Annotated in this window: 13 protein-coding genes; 3 read left to right on the top strand and 10 right to left on the bottom strand. The window is 48.5% G+C overall.

Annotation, left to right across the window (positions count from 1 at the left end):
* Nucleotides 1–53: 53 nt before the first annotated feature.
* Nucleotides 54–1,466 carry a M20/M25/M40 family metallo-hydrolase gene (locus RF679_RS14630; RefSeq protein ID WP_309481365.1) on the bottom strand — a complete coding sequence of 471 codons (1,413 nt, stop codon included), beginning with the start codon at nucleotides 1,464–1,466 and terminating at the stop codon, nucleotides 54–56.
* Nucleotides 1,467–2,096: 630 nt separating this feature from the next.
* Here RF679_RS14630 and RF679_RS14635 point away from each other — a divergent pair.
* From RF679_RS14635 to RF679_RS14645, 3 genes are all read left to right on the top strand, one after another.
* Entirely contained in the window at nucleotides 2,097–2,996 is a 900-nt protein-coding gene (locus tag RF679_RS14635; protein ID WP_309481366.1) for a hypothetical protein, read from the top strand.
* 100 nt (nucleotides 2,997–3,096) lie between these two features.
* On the top strand, nucleotides 3,097–4,380 hold the full coding sequence (locus tag RF679_RS14640) for a hypothetical protein (protein WP_309481367.1): 1,284 nt from the start codon (nucleotides 3,097–3,099) through the stop codon (nucleotides 4,378–4,380).
* A gap of 69 nt (nucleotides 4,381–4,449) precedes the next feature.
* Nucleotides 4,450–5,127 (top strand): DUF1345 domain-containing protein, encoded by a 678-nt coding sequence (locus RF679_RS14645; RefSeq protein WP_309481368.1) that lies wholly within the window; start codon nucleotides 4,450–4,452, stop codon nucleotides 5,125–5,127.
* Between the two features lie 151 nt (nucleotides 5,128–5,278).
* Here RF679_RS14645 and RF679_RS14650 read toward each other — a convergent pair whose 3' ends face one another.
* The 9 genes from RF679_RS14650 to RF679_RS14690 form a co-directional block, all read right to left on the bottom strand.
* Nucleotides 5,279–6,709: a DUF4139 domain-containing protein gene (locus RF679_RS14650; protein WP_309481369.1), complete on the bottom strand. Its 1,431-nt coding sequence runs from the start codon at nucleotides 6,707–6,709 to the stop codon at nucleotides 5,279–5,281.
* 96 nt (nucleotides 6,710–6,805) lie between these two features.
* Nucleotides 6,806–7,360 (bottom strand): YggT family protein, encoded by a 555-nt coding sequence (locus RF679_RS14655; RefSeq protein WP_309481370.1) that lies wholly within the window; start codon nucleotides 7,358–7,360, stop codon nucleotides 6,806–6,808.
* A gap of 86 nt (nucleotides 7,361–7,446) precedes the next feature.
* Complete coding sequence (locus tag RF679_RS14660) at nucleotides 7,447–8,292, bottom strand: hypothetical protein (RefSeq protein ID WP_309481371.1); 846 nt, start codon at nucleotides 8,290–8,292, stop codon at nucleotides 7,447–7,449.
* A 486-nt stretch (nucleotides 8,293–8,778) separates the two neighbouring features.
* Nucleotides 8,779–9,966 (bottom strand): ribonucleotide-diphosphate reductase subunit beta, encoded by a 1,188-nt coding sequence (locus tag RF679_RS14665; protein WP_309481372.1) that lies wholly within the window; start codon nucleotides 9,964–9,966, stop codon nucleotides 8,779–8,781.
* A 333-nt stretch (nucleotides 9,967–10,299) separates the two neighbouring features.
* Nucleotides 10,300–13,230, bottom strand: a complete 2,931-nt coding sequence (locus tag RF679_RS14670; protein ID WP_309481373.1) for a ribonucleoside-diphosphate reductase subunit alpha — start codon at nucleotides 13,228–13,230, stop codon at nucleotides 10,300–10,302.
* A gap of 697 nt (nucleotides 13,231–13,927) precedes the next feature.
* Nucleotides 13,928–15,355 (bottom strand): sigma-54-dependent transcriptional regulator, encoded by a 1,428-nt coding sequence (locus tag RF679_RS14675; protein ID WP_309481374.1) that lies wholly within the window; start codon nucleotides 15,353–15,355, stop codon nucleotides 13,928–13,930.
* Nucleotides 15,352–17,100 carry a two-component system sensor histidine kinase NtrB gene (locus RF679_RS14680; protein WP_309481375.1) on the bottom strand — a complete coding sequence of 583 codons (1,749 nt, stop codon included), beginning with the start codon at nucleotides 17,098–17,100 and terminating at the stop codon, nucleotides 15,352–15,354. Before RF679_RS14680 ends, RF679_RS14675 begins: the two co-directional genes overlap by 4 nt.
* Nucleotides 17,097–17,324 carry a PP0621 family protein gene (locus RF679_RS14685; protein ID WP_309481376.1) on the bottom strand — a complete coding sequence of 76 codons (228 nt, stop codon included), beginning with the start codon at nucleotides 17,322–17,324 and terminating at the stop codon, nucleotides 17,097–17,099. Before RF679_RS14685 ends, RF679_RS14680 begins: the two co-directional genes overlap by 4 nt.
* Nucleotides 17,321–18,130 (bottom strand): cytochrome C assembly family protein, encoded by an 810-nt coding sequence (locus RF679_RS14690; protein WP_309481377.1) that lies wholly within the window; start codon nucleotides 18,128–18,130, stop codon nucleotides 17,321–17,323. Before RF679_RS14690 ends, RF679_RS14685 begins: the two co-directional genes overlap by 4 nt.
* Nucleotides 18,131–18,398 lie beyond the last annotated feature (268 nt).

Genomic DNA, 18,398 nt, shown 5'->3' on the forward strand with positions numbered 1-18,398 from the left:
CTTTGCTGCGATCGAATTTCAGCAGCGGTTTTAGCACCAAATTCAAAGCCTTATCATTTGCTAAAATTCGACTGATCCAACTTCTTCATAAGTCGGTAGATAAACTCGATTTCCTGCGCAAACACTTCTTTGTGGATACGTTCATCACGACCATGAGCGCGACCATCATCCAGATCATCGAACATTGCGTCGATGCCATAGGTCGGCAAGCCAGCGGCGCGGGTGTAAATGCTATCGGACGCGCCTGCCGTCATACTCGGGAGCACCACAATTTCTGGCCACATAGAATGCGTCACCGACTCCACCGTTTGCCGAATCATGGCTGAAGGTGGCGACTCAGGGCTGGGGCGAGCTGGCGTTCTAACACTGAACTTTACACTTGGATCATTGACCACTTTTTTCAACAGCGCCTCCGTTTGCGCCTGTGTTTCGCCCGGCACTACGCGGCATTGCATGGTGGCTTTCACGCGCTGCGGTAAAGCATTTTCAGCATGGCCGCCATTAATCTCAGTCACCGTACAAGTGGTGCGCATCTGTATATTGGTCTCGACTTCTTGCGACAAACGACGCGCGGCACTGAGATCAGCTTGTGCGGCGGCGACTGCCAACATATCTTGCTTGACCTGTCCCTTCTCGAGCGCTGCGCGCCCTTTGAAATAAAGCTTCACTGTCTCGGTCAAATGCAGAGGAAAGGCATGATCCGAAAGGCGCGCCAAGGCCTTCGACAAACGATAAATCGGATTGTCCTTGGTTGGACGCGAACTATGCCCGCCTTTATCGGTCACCTCCAATTCAAAACTGAGGAACATTTTCTCGCTCGTTTGCATCGTCAAATACAGTTTCTTACCATTTTTAATTGCCGCTTCACCTGCATCAGGATTAATCACCAAGCCCGCCTTCACCAGTTCTGGCTTATTACGCAATAACCAATCAACGCCATTGGCTTCCCCACCAGCCTCTTCGTCGGCGGTGAATGCAACGATGATGTCACGCTGCGGTACATGGCCCTCTTGTTTCAAGCGGATCAAGCTAGTGGCCATAGCGCTGTCTTGACCCAACATATCGATCACACCGCGACCATAGAGCCAACCATCTTTTTCGGTCAGTACAAAAGGATCGAAATTCCAATCCTCACGTTTCGCTTCAACGACATCAAGATGACCGATAAACAAGGTCGCATTGTCGGAAGTTTTGCCTCTTAAACGCACCACCAAGTTCCCTTTGTGCGGATGATCAGCGGGGGCCAATAGATGCAAATCTTGCTCTGCAAATCCCGCGGCGCGCAAACGACTCGCCAACAACTGCGCTGCCTTCGTCGAACCTTGCTCGTGCACTGGCTTACTAGCCACTAACTCGGCCAATATCTCGCGTCCAACTTGGGTATAGTCTTTATTGGTTACCGTTTGGTTTTGAGCGATTGCAGATGGAACAAGTACCGCAAGACTCAATCCGACAGCCGTCGCCATCAGACTTTTTTCACGTGATAGAAAGATGTACGCTTTTGAGCGACTTCCTGCGCTCGGTTAATGAAGGACATGTTTCGTTTTCCCTTTGCTCTGAGGTCAATGACAAGACTCCACCTCGTCGAAGCCTTATGAATAATGCTTGAGTAATTGCGGGATGATTTGTTCGAGATTCCCAACACTTTCCAAGCTACTGTCGTCTTTAGAGGACTTTTTCTAAAACGCGATCACACTCGACTCTAACGCATGTTCTCAGAGGGAAGCAATGCAAATAGTCTATCAATCTCCTATTCATTCAAGGTGTTTTCTTTGTTGCATCGCAAATAGACAGTGCCATACAAGCATTCCAATATGACACACACATCAGCAGGACACCTCAAGATCCCTATTAAAGGACACGTGCGAAGCTGATTGTAACGTCACTGACTAATGACGTTCGGGAGGAGACAGTCCGAGCCGCATTCATCACATTAATCAGTGTTTTAGTTTCACTCATCCGTTTGCCAATTTTTGAAAGCCATCATGATCAGGCGGGGCGAAGCTTTGTCCAAATTCCGGTGACCATCAGAAATTGCAAATCCTCATCGAAGCTTCCGCAAGAAGCAACGAGATATTAGAGTCAAAGGGAGTCGCATGATGAAATTTACACTCAGCTTCAAGAAAGTTTTTATCTCATTTGTATTACTGAGCCTCAGTGCTTTATCGAATATTGCCAGTGCGGAGAACTACACGCTTTGGATCAATGGTCGTACTGGTGGCGGTGTGGTTGGTAACTATAATAGTTTCACCTATTGGGGACCGGCGACGACCGCTGCAGGCGTCAACAAGAAATCTGTCAACTGGGACGGTTACAACAGTATCGCATCACAAAACAGCAAAATTCGTGATGCGCTCGATTGCTTTTGCACGGGCTCCAATTGGTGTTATGTCGCCACCCATAGTGCCGGCGACTTAATGTTAGGTTATACCTTGGCAAATTATGGCGGCTCGGCTCGCATGAAAAAAAATGCAGTCGCCAATTCCACTGGTCAGTGCGGTAACAGCGACGGCACCAGCCAAGTGGGCTGGAACATTAAATGGGTACGTACCGCCTCCGGTGCTGCTGGGGGTTCTGAGTTGTCCGACGCAGGTTCTTGGACAACGTCTGAGCCCTTGGTCAAAGATTTAAAGACAAGTACCGCACGCGCCATGTATAACCACAATGAAACACGCAACGTCTGGTTCTACATGTATGCCGGCGCCAAAGGCACATTGTATTCAGGTATTTTGCCAGGTCAGGATGACGAAGCAGTTTCTTATCACTCGACCGGCGGTGTAGCGGGGTCGTCTGGAAGCTCTTTATGCAACCCAAGTGATTGGTTCTGCAATGACCTAACCATGGGCACAGCAGCCAATGAAGGCGGTTCGGTCAAATGGGCCTACCATTCGGTCGTCTTTAGAGATGATGCCGAAGCCTACAACCACTACGCGAATGGGAACTGGCAAGGCATCATTTCAGTGGTGCGAGCGGCGATGGTCAGTTATGCTCTCTAGTGATCCTTGTCTCGTTGAACTAACGAACATCTGAGCATCTTCAATGCATTAGCGGACCGATTCGTCGCCAGACACGGTCCGCTTTCTACTTAGCCCCACCATGACGAATCAGAATCACAGTAAAAAGAAATCGCGCTCGAACGCACACACAGCAGAGCCCCGTAAGAAGGTCCCCTCGCCGATTACTTTAGGCTCTGGTCTGGTGGTCGTCATCGCCTGTATCGCCGCTTGGAATTTATGGCCCAATAAAAACGATTCGATTGGAGATACTCAGGCGAAGCCCGCCGCAACACGAAACCAATTCGACAACCCGTCCTCAATGCCGGTAGTGAGCAATAGTGTTGCTCCCTTGGTCGCAGAAGAAAACAAAAGACGTGCGCAAGCCCAGTTCGAACAGGTTGCGAAAACTTATTGCTCTTATTTAGAAAGCACCAAATATCCTAATAATTCACGACCGATTTCGCAGCACCCTGATCAAATCTATCCAAACCAAGCGGTGAAAGAATCTCATCCTATGCGCAACCAGTATGGTGGTGCAGACCGCTCTATCATGCTACAAACAAGTCAATCGCGGATCTATCTCGCCGCCAATGAAACGGTGCAACTAAGCTTGAAGGCCGTCGATCAAAATGGCAATCCGCAAAACTTGCGTATCGAAAGCGCCAGTGCGCGAGGCTTAGTGTTTGACAGCAAAGCCAGCCCACCAATTCTGAACATTAATTTCTCCGCCAATAGTGGCGAACCCGGCTCTCTCAGTACAAGCGTTGCACCGGCAGCGTCAAGTTTCGCTCGCTTTGATGGAACGATTCGAGTTGATATCAGTTATCAAGTGAACGACAAACGTGGACAGGTCTTTTTCGATTTCATTTATTCGCCTGAAACCCCGGCGGTTTGGAGTGGAAAAATACGAGAAACGACAGAGAACGGCGACCTCAAGTTCTTCTTACCTGTGACGATCAAGACACCCGGCCGCTATCTCGCAAGCGCCCGACTTGACGACGCCAAAGGAAAACCGGTGGCCTATTTGAGTTTCAACGATCTCTTAAAACAGAGCGATACTGAGATTCCATTGACGGTCGCGGGAAAGCTCATCCGTGACTTAGAGGTTCAATTCCCAGTCACCCTGCGCGACATCGATGCTTATCTTCTAAAGGAAAACGTTGATCCTGATCGCCAACTGATGCCGCGCCTTGAAGGTGCGCAGTACCTCAGTAAAGTCTATCCACTCAAAGGTTTTTCAAATGATGAGTGGCAAAGCGAAGAGCGTTCACGCTACCTGACCGAGTTCGGCAAAGATGTGCAATTGGCACGCTCAGCTTTAATTGCCACAGATCCTAGCTTGGGACAAAGTCCTAAAGTGATCGATCCATGCCTTACAAAATAAGAGCAAGGCAGACCTGAGGTTTGAGTCGTTGGGTAAGTACGAGTATGATCATGTCCATCAGTCATTCATATGAACGCAGCACTACTGGATATGACCCCCGTTAAAAACTTCGTTTATCATCGCCCTCGTTTAAGCTTAGCCTTGCTGATTGGCAGCCTAGTCGGCTTCGTCATTCCATTTCAAAGTGAAACAATCACACGCGCTTTGGTTGCTTGGAATGCTGGCATTTGGACCTATCTGATACTCATGGCTTGGCTCATGAGTCGGGCCAATCACCATCAAGTGTGTGAAATCGCTCAACAGGAAGATCGCAGTGGCATCAGTGTGCTGCTACTGATGTCGATCTGCTCAGTCTTCAGTTTAGCCGCCATCGTTTGGGAATTATCCGCCGTTAAAGACCTCACGCCAGCGATCCGCATTGCCCACTACATTCTTACTTGCATCACCATCGTGGGAGGCTGGTGCTTTATGGCGGTGCTATTTACCTTTCACTACGCCCGCCTCTATTACACTGCCGACAAAAAACATTCCCCTTTGGTGTTTCCCGACCAAGAGATCCTGCCAAACTATTGGGACTTTCTTTATTTTTCTTTCACCATCGCGACGGCCGCTCAAACCTCGGACGTCATCGTTCGCTCGCGATCGATGCGTAAGACTGTGTTGGCGCAATCCGTGTTGAGCTTCTTTTTTAACATCAGCATTCTCGGGCTTTCTATCAATATCGCGGCCGGTTTGGTCAATGCCTGAGCGTCGAATCGCCTAGAAAATCGCTGCACAAAAAAAGCCGACCAAGTCATTTGGTCGGCTTTGAGTCCATCGAAATTCAAAATGCGTGGATGAATCTTCGCGCTATCACTTCAGCTGTTTCCATTTCATGATGGCTCGTAGCGTCTTCATTTCAATAGCGAACTTGAGCGCGATAGATCAATTTAGTTGTGCCATCCGCAGGAACTTGGACTTTCCAAACTGCAGTGTTACTCGCACCTTTCGTATACGGATGACTACTCGATTGAATCTGCCAGTCACCCGGCATAGGTTCCTGCACTGTCACGGTCACCGCTTCTTTCTTAGCGTTTTTCAAGACGACTTCATAGGCGCTTTCAAAAATATAGTTGTACTTTGAGTTGCCTGCAATTTTCTTGAAGTCGGTTTGCTTTTTATCTGCAGTCACATCGAAAGCATCGCCCAATTTCAAACGGATCTTTTCATTTCTTGGGGTATGGTCAATACGATCTTCGCCGATAAACTGCGCATTGCCAGCACTATCTTTCTTGTAAACTCGGACGACACCTTTCGGTAAGGGCATCCCTAACTGACTGCTTTCTTTATTATCGAACTCCAGAAAGGTCCCTACTTTGAGCTTCTGTCCCAAATCACCAGCGGCGCCTTGATAATAATAATCGGCACCGCGCAAGAGGAATTCCTTACGCGCTGGAACTCCGTTAGAACCAAGCAGCGCAACCTGCTTCGTTTGATTCTCAGCGATCGTGGTTGGCCGACCTAATGTGTACATATGGTATTCGAACAGCGACTCACTTTGCATCTCTGGGGCCTTGGCCATCGGTGCAGCGGCCATGGCTCGCACTGCGCCAGAACGCGCAAACTGATCGCTCACTTGATTCACATCACCTGCCACGAGCTGCAGCTTGGCATTCTTATAGGTCGCGCCACTTGTGTTGGTCAGTGTGACCCATCCTGAAATATCCAGCTTATCTTCAGCAGGATTGAGCTCCAAAACATAGTCCGCTTTCCAGCTCAAACCGCCCGTCAAGTAACTCAGCTCAATATCCTGCGTCGCGTTCTGAGTACTGTCTAGTGCCATGGTTAGCGTCGGGCGATCACGCAAATTTTGCGGCACACTGTTATACACGATTCGTGCAGGCAAACCGGTTTCAATGCGATTGCCGATCTTCAACACCGCGCCTTCATTGGCTGACAAAACCTCAGCAACTTCCGTGGTTTCAACGCCAGTATTCGGATTAGTGCGCACCACATTCACGGTTTGTCCGACAAATTTCTCCAACATTTTCTGGGGCGTAAGGAGTTCGAAATTGAAGTTCTGCTCCAAGACGGAAACGCTTCCCGGTGCGCTAACGCTGCGTAGTAAGGCGGTTTCAGCGCGCATGTTCGCACTTACATCACGGAAGGCTAAATTGATATTGCCTTTCTTGAGAGGGATGCGACGCTGATCTTTCACCAATGCCAGATTCTCATTGTAGATGGTGACCGCCACTTCTTTTTGCTCCGCCAAACTTGTACGTTGCTCGACCTCTTGTGCATAAGCGTTCAAAGATAAACACGCCATGACGACGCTTGCTGTTCTTAGCATCTTGCTTCTCCTGATGGGATTAATGATGTGGCCGCTCTTAAAACGAAGCCGCGTTCTTGATCAACGCAGATGATCAACAATGCGACTACAATAACATTACATTAATATGATGGAAAGGTAAGCTAACAGACGTGCCAATCCGCGTTCCAGTACTTGCAGGATAATGAAGGCAACCAAGACGCTAAAATCAAAACCACCAATCGCGGGAATAATGCGGCGAATCGGTGCCAAGAACGGTGCGTTGAGAGCACTGACCAAGGGCGCCAATGGCGCGTGCGGATTCACAAAGCTGAAGATCACCTCAAGAATCAAAAGCCCCATCAATCCAAAAATCGCCCACTGCACTAATTTGTGAAAAGCCAGTAGAAACACCCACGGCCACGCAAACTGGTTCGCTAACAATAATAGGAAGACACTCGCAAGCACCGCTACCAACCAAGCCGCAACCACACTTGCCCAGTCAAACCCAAGAAAGCCGGGCACGATGCGGCGAATCGGTTTCACAATCCAGTCCGTCAGCTGAAAAATCGAATGTGCGAAACTCATTGGTGGTCTGACTCGTAAGGCCTGCATCCAAAATCTCAGCAAAAGAAAACCTGCTAATACTCCCGCTACTGCGCTTATGATCAGGGACAGTATTTCGAACAACATAGTCAATCCTCAAAAAAAAACCCACTGGGTGATAAACACACAGTGGGTATTGTGCCTGAATAACACCAGGCGTCCAAGCAAGAAAATTATGCTGGACGTGTACCAGTTGGGAATGGCCAAGCCGCTGTTGGGCTGACTACTGTCTTGGCTTCCGCTGGCGCAGCTACTGCGGCAGGAGCTGCTGCTGGCTTAGCTGCTGCTTTTTTAGCTGCTGGTTTCTTTGCTGCTGGTTTCGCTGCAGGAGCGGCCTTTTTTGCGGCTGGCTTAGCCGCCGCTTTTTTTGCTGCTGGCTTAGCTGCAGGTTTAGCTGCGGCCTTTTTCGCTGCTGGCTTAGCTACTGCTTTTTTAGCGGCTGGCTTAGCTGCTGGTTTAGCTGCTGCTTTCTTTGCTGCTGGTTTAGCTGCTGCTTTCTTCGCTGCTGGTTTAGCTGCTGCTTTTTTTGCTGCTGGTTTAGCTGCTGGCTTCGCTGCTGCTTTCTTTGCTGCTGGTTTAGCTGCTGGCTTCGCTGCTGCTTTCTTCGCTGCTGGTTTAGCTGCTGCTTTCTTCGCTGCTGGTTTAGCCGCTGGTTTAGCTGCTGCCTTCTTCGCTGCTGGTTTAGCTGCTGGCTTTGCTGCTGCTTTCTTCACTGCTGGTTTAGCTGCTGGTTTAGCTGCTGCTTTCTTCGCTGCTGGTTTAGCTGCTGGTTTAGCTGCTGCTTTCTTCGCTGCTGGCTTAGCTGCTGGTTTAGCTGCTGCTTTCTTCGCTGCTGGCTTAGCTGCTGGTTTAGCTGCTGCTTTCTTCGCTGCTGGTTTAGCTGCCGCTTTTTTCGCTGCTGGTTTAGCTGCTGGTTTAGCTGCCGCTTTTGCCGCAGGCTTAGCTGCTGCTTTCTTAGCCGCTGGTTTCGCTGCCGGCTTTGCCGCAGCTACTTTCTTGGCTTCTGGTGCTGTTGCCATTTTGTTTCTCCTTCACGTTAGTCGGAAAAAAATCATATTAAAGTTAAAATCCGCTCAAATTTTCGCAAGCGGATTATTCATCGGCACAAACATGAAGTCTGGTTGCGCTAATGAATTCGGCACCACAAGCGACGTCCACTACCTTTCGTCGCTATTAAATGGCTTTGTCGTTTGTCCCTTATTCTTATTTACAACGAACAGACCTTAACGATTTTTGACAACAGCCACCATTAACACTCTCTTCGGACATCCTTGAATCACAAAAGAGCGTGCTGGAATTCGATCACATTTCTACCAGTGTAGGCGTAGATTTGAAAAACACAAATGCGCGAGACCCAGCCTCGCCGGGTTCGCGCTTATTTTTTATCAGTTCGAATGAGTCAGTTAAGTTCATTCAATTTCGCGAAGCCTTTCTTGTTCAAGCACCGCATTTCATTTTCATCGCTTGGCGATGGATGTCCTGAACACTTTTGACATCAGCACCTTTTATTCCCAATTGAGTGCACCACCTGTTTGATATTCGATGACACGCGTCTCAAAGAAATTACGTTCTTTTTTCAGATCGATCATCTCGCTCATCCACGGGAACGGATTTTCTTCTTGTGGGAACAAAACGTCAAGTCCAATTTGTTGTGCTCGACGATTTGCGATGAATCGTAAATAGCCTTTGAACATTGGCGCGTTCAAACCGAGCACTCCTCGCGGCATTGTATCCTCTGCGTAACGATATTCCAACTCTACGGCACGCAAAAACAACGATTTAATCTCTTCGCGGAATGCAGCGGTCCACAAATGTGGGTTCTCCATTTTGATCGTGTTGATCAAATCAATTCCGAAATTGCAGTGCATGGATTCATCACGCAAGATGTATTGATACTGTTCTGCGGCACCCATCATTTTATTCTGACGACCGAGTGCGAGGATCTGAGTGAAGCCCACATAGAAGAACAAGCCTTCCATCAAACACGCGAAGACAATCAAAGAACGCAACAGCGTTTGATCTGCTTCGAGCGTACCTGTTTTGAACTCTGGGTTCGTTAAGACATCAATGAATGGAATCAAGAACTGATCCTTGTCGCGAATCGATTCGATCTCGTGATACGCATTGAAAATTTCAGATTCATCCAAGCCCAAGGATTCAACGATGTACTGATAAGCATGCGTATGAATCGCCTCTTCGAATGCTTGGCGCAACAAGTATTGGCGGCATTCTGGTGCTGTAATGTGACGATAAGTACCGAGCACAATATTGTTCGCCGCGAGAGAGTCTGCCGTCACGAAGAAGCCGAGATTGCGCTTCACCAAACGACGTTCATCTTCACTCAAGCCATTTGGATTTTTCCAAAGCTCGATGTCGCGTTGCATATTGATCTCTTGTGGCATCCAGTGATTCGCGCAGCCCGCCAAATATTTGTCCCAAGCCCACTTATATTTAAATGGTACGAGCTGGTTCACGTCAGTCTGACCATTAATGATGCGCTTGTCCGCTGCGTTGACGCGGCGTGCCATATCGGCCTCGCTGACCACGGTCGGCTTAGTCACCAAAGCTGGATTGAGCGCGACGTCTTGCGTTTGCAAACGAGTCGCATCGAATGCGCTCGGCGCTGCTGCTGGTGTTACGCGCGGCGCTGGAGCTGGTGCTGCTGGAGCGACTTCATCATCCCAAGATAGCATATTGTTTCCTTTTCGTTTCTAACTCGAAGTCTCAAAACGCCGATGTATTACCTCAGCTAGACTTCACTTCGAGCATAGCGACCATCGTCACTACTGTAATTGTTAACTTTTATTAAATCGGCTTCAAAATCGATTTCGTCTTCAGCGTAAGATCACATCGCTCGATATTTTCGGTGGTTTGCAGCTCGGCGCTTTTGCGTCACATCAAACACCGAGCCCACCACCTCACAAACAACCAAGCTTATCGTTCGCTGAGTTTGCAGACTAAATTTGCAGACTGACTTTAGCGAGAGCCCTCAGAAGTCAGTCTACTTGCTAGTCTGCTTACCGGTCTTATTGGCAAGCCTCGCACTCTTCAAAACCTGGATCACCTGGACGCAAATAGCATGCTGCACCTTCCACGATCGCTGGTGCTGCTGCGACTGGCACTGCCGCTTCGGCTGCCGCCGCATAGCCACCAGAGCCGCCATCCACTGCCACCGCATTCAACGCACCCGTCTTGGTGGTCGACTTTTCAGTGTGGGTCGCACCGATGGTACGCAAGTAGTAAGTCGTTTTCAAGCCACGCAACCACGCCAATTTATAAGTCTCATCGAGCTTCTTACCGGATGCACCAGCCATGTAGATATTCAAAGACTGTGCTTGATCGATCCACTTTTGACGACGTGAAGCTGCTTCAACCAACCAGGTTGGACTCACTTCGAATGCCGTTGCGTAGAGTTGACGCAAGTCGTCAGGGATGCGGTCGATCTTCGCCAAACTACCGTCGAAGTACTTCAAATCGGAGATCATCACGTCATCCCACAAGCCGCGCTCTTTCAAGTCACGCACCAAGTACTCGTTAATTTCCGTGAATTCGCCAGACAAATTCGATTTCACATACAAGTTTTGGTAAGTTGGTTCGATACAAGCGGACACACCAATAATATTAGAGATGGTCGCTGTTGGAGCGATCGCTACGCAGTTCGAGTTACGCATACCGTATTGTTTGATACGCTCGCGAACGATAGACCAATCCATGGTTTCAGAACTATCAACTTCCAAATAGCCACCACGCTCTTGCAATAACAAACGAACAGAATCCTGTGGCAAGATGCCGCGATCCCACAAAGAACCTGTGTAAGAACTATAACGACCACGTTCTTGCGCCAACTCAGTCGAAGCCAAGTAGGCGTAGTAGCACACTGCTTCCATCGATGTATCAGCGAAGTTGACCGCTTCTTGGCTTGCATACGGCACACGCATAATGTGTAAGCAATCTTGGAAGCCCATGATGCCCAAACCAACTGGACGATGACGCAAGTTGGAATCGCGTGCTTTTTTCACTGCGTAGTAGTTAATATCGATCACGTTGTCCAACATACGCATCGCCGTGGTGATCGTACGCTTGAGTTTTTCATGATCGAGCTTGCCATCTTTCATGTGCGCAGGCATGTTCACTGAACCCAAATTACATACAGCGATCTCGCTGTCGTTGGTATTCAATGTGATTTCTGTACACAAATTGGAGCTGTGAACGACACCAACGTGCTGTTGTGGAGAACGGATATTGCATGGATCTTTGAATGTGATCCATGGGTGACCAGTTTCAAACAGCATCGACAACATCTTGCGCCACAAGTCGAGAGCGGCGACCTTTTTAAACAATTTGATTTCACCACGCGCCGCTTTTTCTTCGTAAGCGGTGTAGGCTTCTTCGAAGGACTTACCGAATTTATCGTGCAAATCAGGGACATCGGATGGTGAGAACAAGGTCCATTCGCCTTTTTCCATGACGCGCTTCATGAACAAGTCTGGAATCCAGTTCGACGTATTCATATCATGCGTACGACGACGGTCATCACCGGTGTTCTTACGCAATTCCAAAAATTCTTCGACGTCCATGTGCCAAGTTTCGAGGTAAGCGCAGACCGCACCTTTACGTTTACCACCTTGGTTAACCGCCACCGCTGTGTCATTCACAACTTTTAAGAATGGCACCACACCTTGAGACTTACCGTTGGTACCTTTGATGTGCGCACCAAGTGAGCGCACTGGTGTCCAGTCATTACCCAAACCACCGGCATACTTCGCCAGTAAAGCATTTTCTTTAATTGCTTCGTAAATGCCATCGAGGTCATCGGCCACTGTGGTCAAATAGCAAGACGACAATTGCGAACGTTGTGTCCCACTATTAAAGAGGGTTGGTGTCGAGCTCATGAAGTCGAAGGTCGACAACAAGTTATAGAACTCAATTGCACGTGCTTCACGATCAATTTCATTCAAAGCCAAACCCATCGCGACGCGCATGTAGAACGCCTGCGGCATTTCGATACGAATATCGCGAACGTGTAAGAAATAGCGGTCATACAAAGTTTGCAAACCGAGGTAGCCGAACTGCAAGTCACGATCGCTGACCAAGGCATTCGCCAATTTCTTCAGATCATATTGAGCTAAACGGGAATCGAGCAAACCAGCTTCAATACCCTTCTTCACGAATTTCGGGAAGTATTCGACATATTCTGCAGCCGCATCTTGCTGAGCCACTTCACGACCAAACACTTCTTTACGAACCGTGTGCAACAACAAACGCGCAGTCACTTGGCTGTACGCTGGCTCTTTCTCCATCAACGCACGTGCTGCCAATATCGCAGACTTATGCAATTCTTCGACAGGAACGCCGTCGTACAAATTCTTCAAGGTTTCAACCAAGATCGCTTCTGCGTCAACTAATTTATCCAAACCCAAGCAAGCTGCACTAATCATGTTGCGCACTTGCGCCACATTCAACAGTTGTGGGTGACCGTCAACGATCACGTGAATTTGTGGTACCGACGCGTCTTGTTTACCAGCCGCTTGTGCTTCCAATTGTTGGCGACGCTCTTCCATGCGTTTTGCACGATACAAAACATAAGCGCGAGCCACATCATGTTCGCCAGAACGCATCAATGCCAATTCAACTTGGTCTTGAATATCTTCAATGTGGAAAGTGCCGCCCGCTGGTTGACGACGCATCAAAGCGTTGACCACGCTTCCAGTCAATTGTTCAACCAACTCACGAATCCGTGCGGATGCCGCGCCTTGACCGCCATTCACTGCCAAGAAAGCTTTTGTGACCGCGATCGCGATCTTTGATGGTTCAAAGCCGACCACCGCGCCGTTACGACGAATCACGCGGTAATCGCTATAGCTTGCGGTTGGCGTCGGCGCCTGGCCAGAGATACTCGCAAACGCTGCGGCTGGATCATATGCTTGAGTTGATGTTGTATCGATAGAAGAGTGCATTTCGCCTCCAAGTTCAGGGTCTTATTAATATGACGGTGTTGCGATGTTTGTGCTGCGATATAACTCTTCATACGTCAAAGAAATCGCTCTATCCTTACGTATGAAAGCGGTACTACAGAATGCCTTGTTTGATGCCGAACTAAGCAGCGACTCAATTTCGCAGCTCAATTTAAGCATCCAGACCACGGTAAATCATCACTTCAACAACGAGAAATTTTGGTGATCGTCGCACCTCGTCACTTGCTCCAAGTCTTGTCTCAGCAAAGCTTAGGAATCCATTTTGAGGCTGTCGATACCAGAAAAAATAACCGGGAGAAACTTTCTCAAACCACTATATCTAGTGCGATTATTTTTATTTGCACTAATTCTAGTGCCCCGAACTTTAGCTGGCAACCGCTTTTTAACACTTACTCCCGTCTTTTTTTTCACACGAGCGCGATGAAGTGTTTGACTTTGAACAGGCCTCAAAAGCATGCGAATAGGCATGTGAGTGGGCACTAACATGAACTGCTCAAATACTAGGCAGCTAGAGAAAATTTCACTCAAAAGAAAATTCCCATGTCGTAAATTAGATACTATATTTAGCGACAATTTTGCAAAATAGCCGCCCACAGACACTAGATCTAGTGTTTGGCCTTTTATCAAAAATAGAATTGAGAAAGCTATGAAACGCAGGAAGGCGTGTCTTCAGCCGCCATTATTGATCCGAGATTTTCAGCTTCTGGATGGTGTAGCGCAGTTGTCGAAAACTGACCCCAAGAAGGTCGGCGGCTTGCGTACGATTATTATGGGTCTGCTTGAGGGCTGCTTGAATCAAATCTCGTTCCACACTTTCCAGATACTCAGGCAAACTAAACGGGAACTCTGGTTTTAGGTACACATCAGAATCAATATTCACAGGTGACTCGATTAAGCGCGTTGGCGTCACGAGTTGCGGCGATGTGGCAGAGCCTGGGCGCAAACCCAAATCGATCACGTCAATGACACCTTGCTCAGCAAATGCTGCGGCACGTTCAAGGATATTTTCGAGCTCACGTACATTGCCTGGAAAATCATAGCAACGCAGTGCATCCAAAGCATCCTTGCTTAAACTAATCGGATAAGTCGGGTTGGTCAGCTTTTGCAAAATCGCTCCTGCCAACTCTTCCACGTCATCTAGGCGTTGCCGTAACGGTGGCAAGATCAACTCAATCACATTAAGTCGATAATACAAGTCTTGGCGAAACTTACCGGCCGTCACGCAATCTGCTAAATTTTGATGGGTCGCGCTGAGGATACGGACATCAACCGCTTCTTCATTGGTTGCACCAACCTTCCGCACGCGGCGCTCTTGAATCGCACGCAACAGCTTGACCTGCATAGCAAGTGGCAAATCAGCGACCTCATCCAACATCAGCGTACCGCCATTCGCCGCCTGAAAGAAACCATCTCTATCATCATTAGCGCCAGTAAAAGCGCCTTTGCGATATCCGAAGAACTCCGCTTCCATCAACGCTTCTGGAATAGCGCCGCAGTTGACCGCAATAAAAGGTTTGTCGTTGCGCGCGCTATGACGATGTATCTCCCGCGCTGCTAACTCCTTACCGCTACCAGATTCACCGGTAATAATGACTGGAGCCATACTTCGTGCCAAGCGCCCAATCTGTGCTCGTACATTTTCGATACCTGGAGAACTACCGATCAAAAATGATGGGCTAGCAGGCTTTTCTACGACCACAGTTGCTGGAGGCGCTTTCACCGTGTTCATCTGTACAGCGGAACGCACCAATTTACGCAGTTGATCGAGTGCGACCGGCTTCGAGACGTAATCGAAAGCGCCCGCTTTGAGGGCGATCACCGCGTTATCAGCGCTACCGAACGCCGTAATCACAGCCACTGGGATATTTTTGTATTGCGCGTTAATTAGCTCAACCATCTCGAGACCAGAACCGTCCGGCAATCGCATATCCGTCAAAACTAATGAGTAGCTAGTCTTGCCTAGAAAATTGCGGGCCTGCTCGAGCGATTCGGCGCTATCTACATCCAGCCCCATTTTGATCAGCGTCATTTCCAAAAGCTCACGCAAATGAGCCTCGTCATCGATCACAAGGATACGTGGCGAACTTGGCGTTTCAGCTGAACTCATGTTTTTTCACTGGTTGAGAAGTTGATCACGAAGCGCCCACCGGGCGTGAAGTCAAGAATGACCGTGTCATCGTTACGGTATTCATAATCCAAAACTGCGTGATTATTTAAGCACAACTCGCGCGCCATATACAAGCCTAGACCAGTCCCTTTACTCGAAGTAGTGTAGAACGGCTCGAACAAATGAGATCGCACGGTCGCCGAGATACCCGGTCCGTCATCTTGGATATGCAGTTCACGACGACCACTTGAACTAATTTTCATCACTAAACGAATACAGTGCGCTTTGCCGCTCGCGTAACGCACAGCGTTCGACAGGAGGTTTGTAATCACTTCGTGCAAATGATCTGGATCAAAGCGCACATAAAAATGGCCATCGTCTTGCAACAGAATCGTGTCCGGCGCGATGCCACGAGTCTCGACAAATTCTTGTACGATTTCCTCTAAGGCGTTCACCAGATAAACTGGTTCTAAATTCGCTTGCGCCTTACGTGATAGTTTCAGAATATCTTCGATCAGTTTATTCAAACGAGTCACATTATCTTCGACGATTTTCAAGAGACGGCGCGATTGTGCTTCGTTGTGAACATCTTCACTCATTAAGGAAGTTGCGTACGAAATTGACGAAAGCGGATTACGTACTTCGTGCGCAATACTCGCTGTAAGACGCCCCATTGACGCCAATTTCAACTGCTGCGCCTGGTTCTCGATATCAGAAACATTTTGTATAAAAACAATGGTGCGCGGCGTCGTGAGACCATCGTTATTTTCCATTGCGTCTTCGTCGATGGAGACAAAACGCAACTTCAAATGAGTCCCTGTATCAGGCGCCTCCTCTGCGTATGATTCTTCACTTGAATTGATTCGATTTTGGTGGCGCAAAACGACAAAGGAGGCACCTTCATTACGTAGCCAAGCCGTTGTATGAGGATCATGGCCTGCTTTCCACTTATCCATTTCATCAACGATCGGGCTCAGATAACTGATGTCGCGAATTCTCAATGGTCCCGTCGATGCATACTCGTGATGCTCCAATCCCAATAGGCGCTCTGCCGCTGGATTGGCCTCGAACACATTCCCATTCTGGTCTAAGACCAACACGCCATCATCCATATCAGCAATGATGGTGCGATTCATCGACTGCTGCAACGACAATTCAAAACCGCGTTTGCGTGCCAGTTCTTCCTGCCCAATCAAGTTTCTTGCCAACCGGTTGAGAACATAGACCACGGCGAAATAGGAAGCTCCATATAAGCCGGCTTGCGAAATAAGATGGCTATCCTCACTCTGCAAAACTTGATAAGCATTCACAAATAACAGGAACAACGAGACTGCAGACACAAAACTGAGGGCGACCAACAGCGAGCCTAATATCCCTGCACCCGCCAGAGGAAAAAGATAAAGAATGACGAGGCCACTCTTGCTGCCTCCGGCGCCCACATACAGTGTGGAAATAATAATGAGGTCGATGCTCACTTGCATCACAAGCTGCAGCATAAAGCGTTTAGTCCAGCGCGCTTTTAGAATCACAAAGCCGATCGACAAGACTAGGTAGGTTGCGGTGATTCCGAGCAAAGATGCCTGATCAAACTGCCACACATCGCGACTTGATTTCACGCTTAAATAGGTGATCAGAATTAGCGCAATCAGAACTCGCGATACATTGAAGGTCTGCAGCGAGCGCCAGAAGCTCGCACTAATTTGTATAGGCGCCTGCGAAGCGAAGTTGAGACTCGAACGTATCATTGCGCGCGATCTGCGTGGTCATTGCAACAATAAGCTTGACCGTGGCGAATGATCGCTTCGGATTCCGGAATAAAAACTTGGCAAACCGCACACGGTAGCATTTGTTCGCCACCACTCGGCGCTGCTGTGCTTTGCGATTTAGTTTCTTTTGCTTGGCGCTGCGTTTGCTTTCGCAGTGCTAAGTACACTAAGACGGCCAAGGCCAGCCACATCAATAGTCTCATGCCAAACTCCGGTGCAATAAAACCTCAAGGACAAATCGACTACCAACATAAGCGAGCAGCAAAAACAGGAAGCCAAACAAAGTCATACGCAATACCGCTTTACCTCGCCAGCCGCGCCACTGGCGCCCGATCAACAAGATGGCAAACAACAGCCACGAAAGTAAAGACAAAATCGTCTTGTGATCCCAGCGAAACGCCACACCCAGCACCTGCTCAGAGAAAACCACGCCCGACAAAACCGTTAAGCTCAACAAGATAAAACCCACTGTTACCAAAATAAACAGCAGGGATTCCATCTTTAATAAAGCCGGTAAGCGGTCTAAGGCTTTCGCCAACCACCCTTGCTCTGCGTTAGCACTGAGACGATGTAAATGTTTGTCTTGCACATACATCACTAAGGCATGAATCGCTGCAATACTCAGCGTACTGTAAGCGAGTAAGGCGATTCCCACGTGCCATGGGAACATCGCGGTCTTATCATGCAAAGGAATCAAACTACCAGGAAATACCAGCAGCAAAACAATGGTCAGCGCCGCTTGCGGCAACACGAGCAGACGCAAACCGTCCAATGAAAGATTGCGATTCTCCACCAAAAAAACCAAGGTGGACACCCAAATTGCAGCCGACCACATGGTGGCGAAGCCAATCCGTAAGGCATCGCCTTCATATAAGCTGCCACCCAACACCAAACCGTGCAGCGCCCATGCAATCGAGGTCAAGCCGAGCGCTAGCCACTTGCGCGAGCCAGAAATGAAACTGCAGCCCACGTAGAGCGCAGCGGTAAGTAATGAGATCTGAAATAACATGATCTAAGTTTACACTATGTTGCTGAAACATTCTGTTCGATTCGCGACATAAGTTCAGTGAAGTTCAATGAGGTATTGATACAGAATAAATCCACAAGGAAACTTTTTAAGGGCGATTAGCTTGGGGCGCCGATCAATTACAACACCAGATCAAGATATTTTCATATTTCCGCTGATGACCTGATCTAGCCACTTGACGATCAAGGCTTCGATCGGGATACTTCCTGCACCCGAATCATGGCGGTATCACTGAGCTTTCTTTTTTATA

Origin of the sequence: Undibacterium cyanobacteriorum, from assembly GCF_031326225.1 — a bacterium.
GTDB classification, from domain to species: domain Bacteria; phylum Pseudomonadota; class Gammaproteobacteria; order Burkholderiales; family Burkholderiaceae_D; genus Undibacterium; species Undibacterium cyanobacteriorum.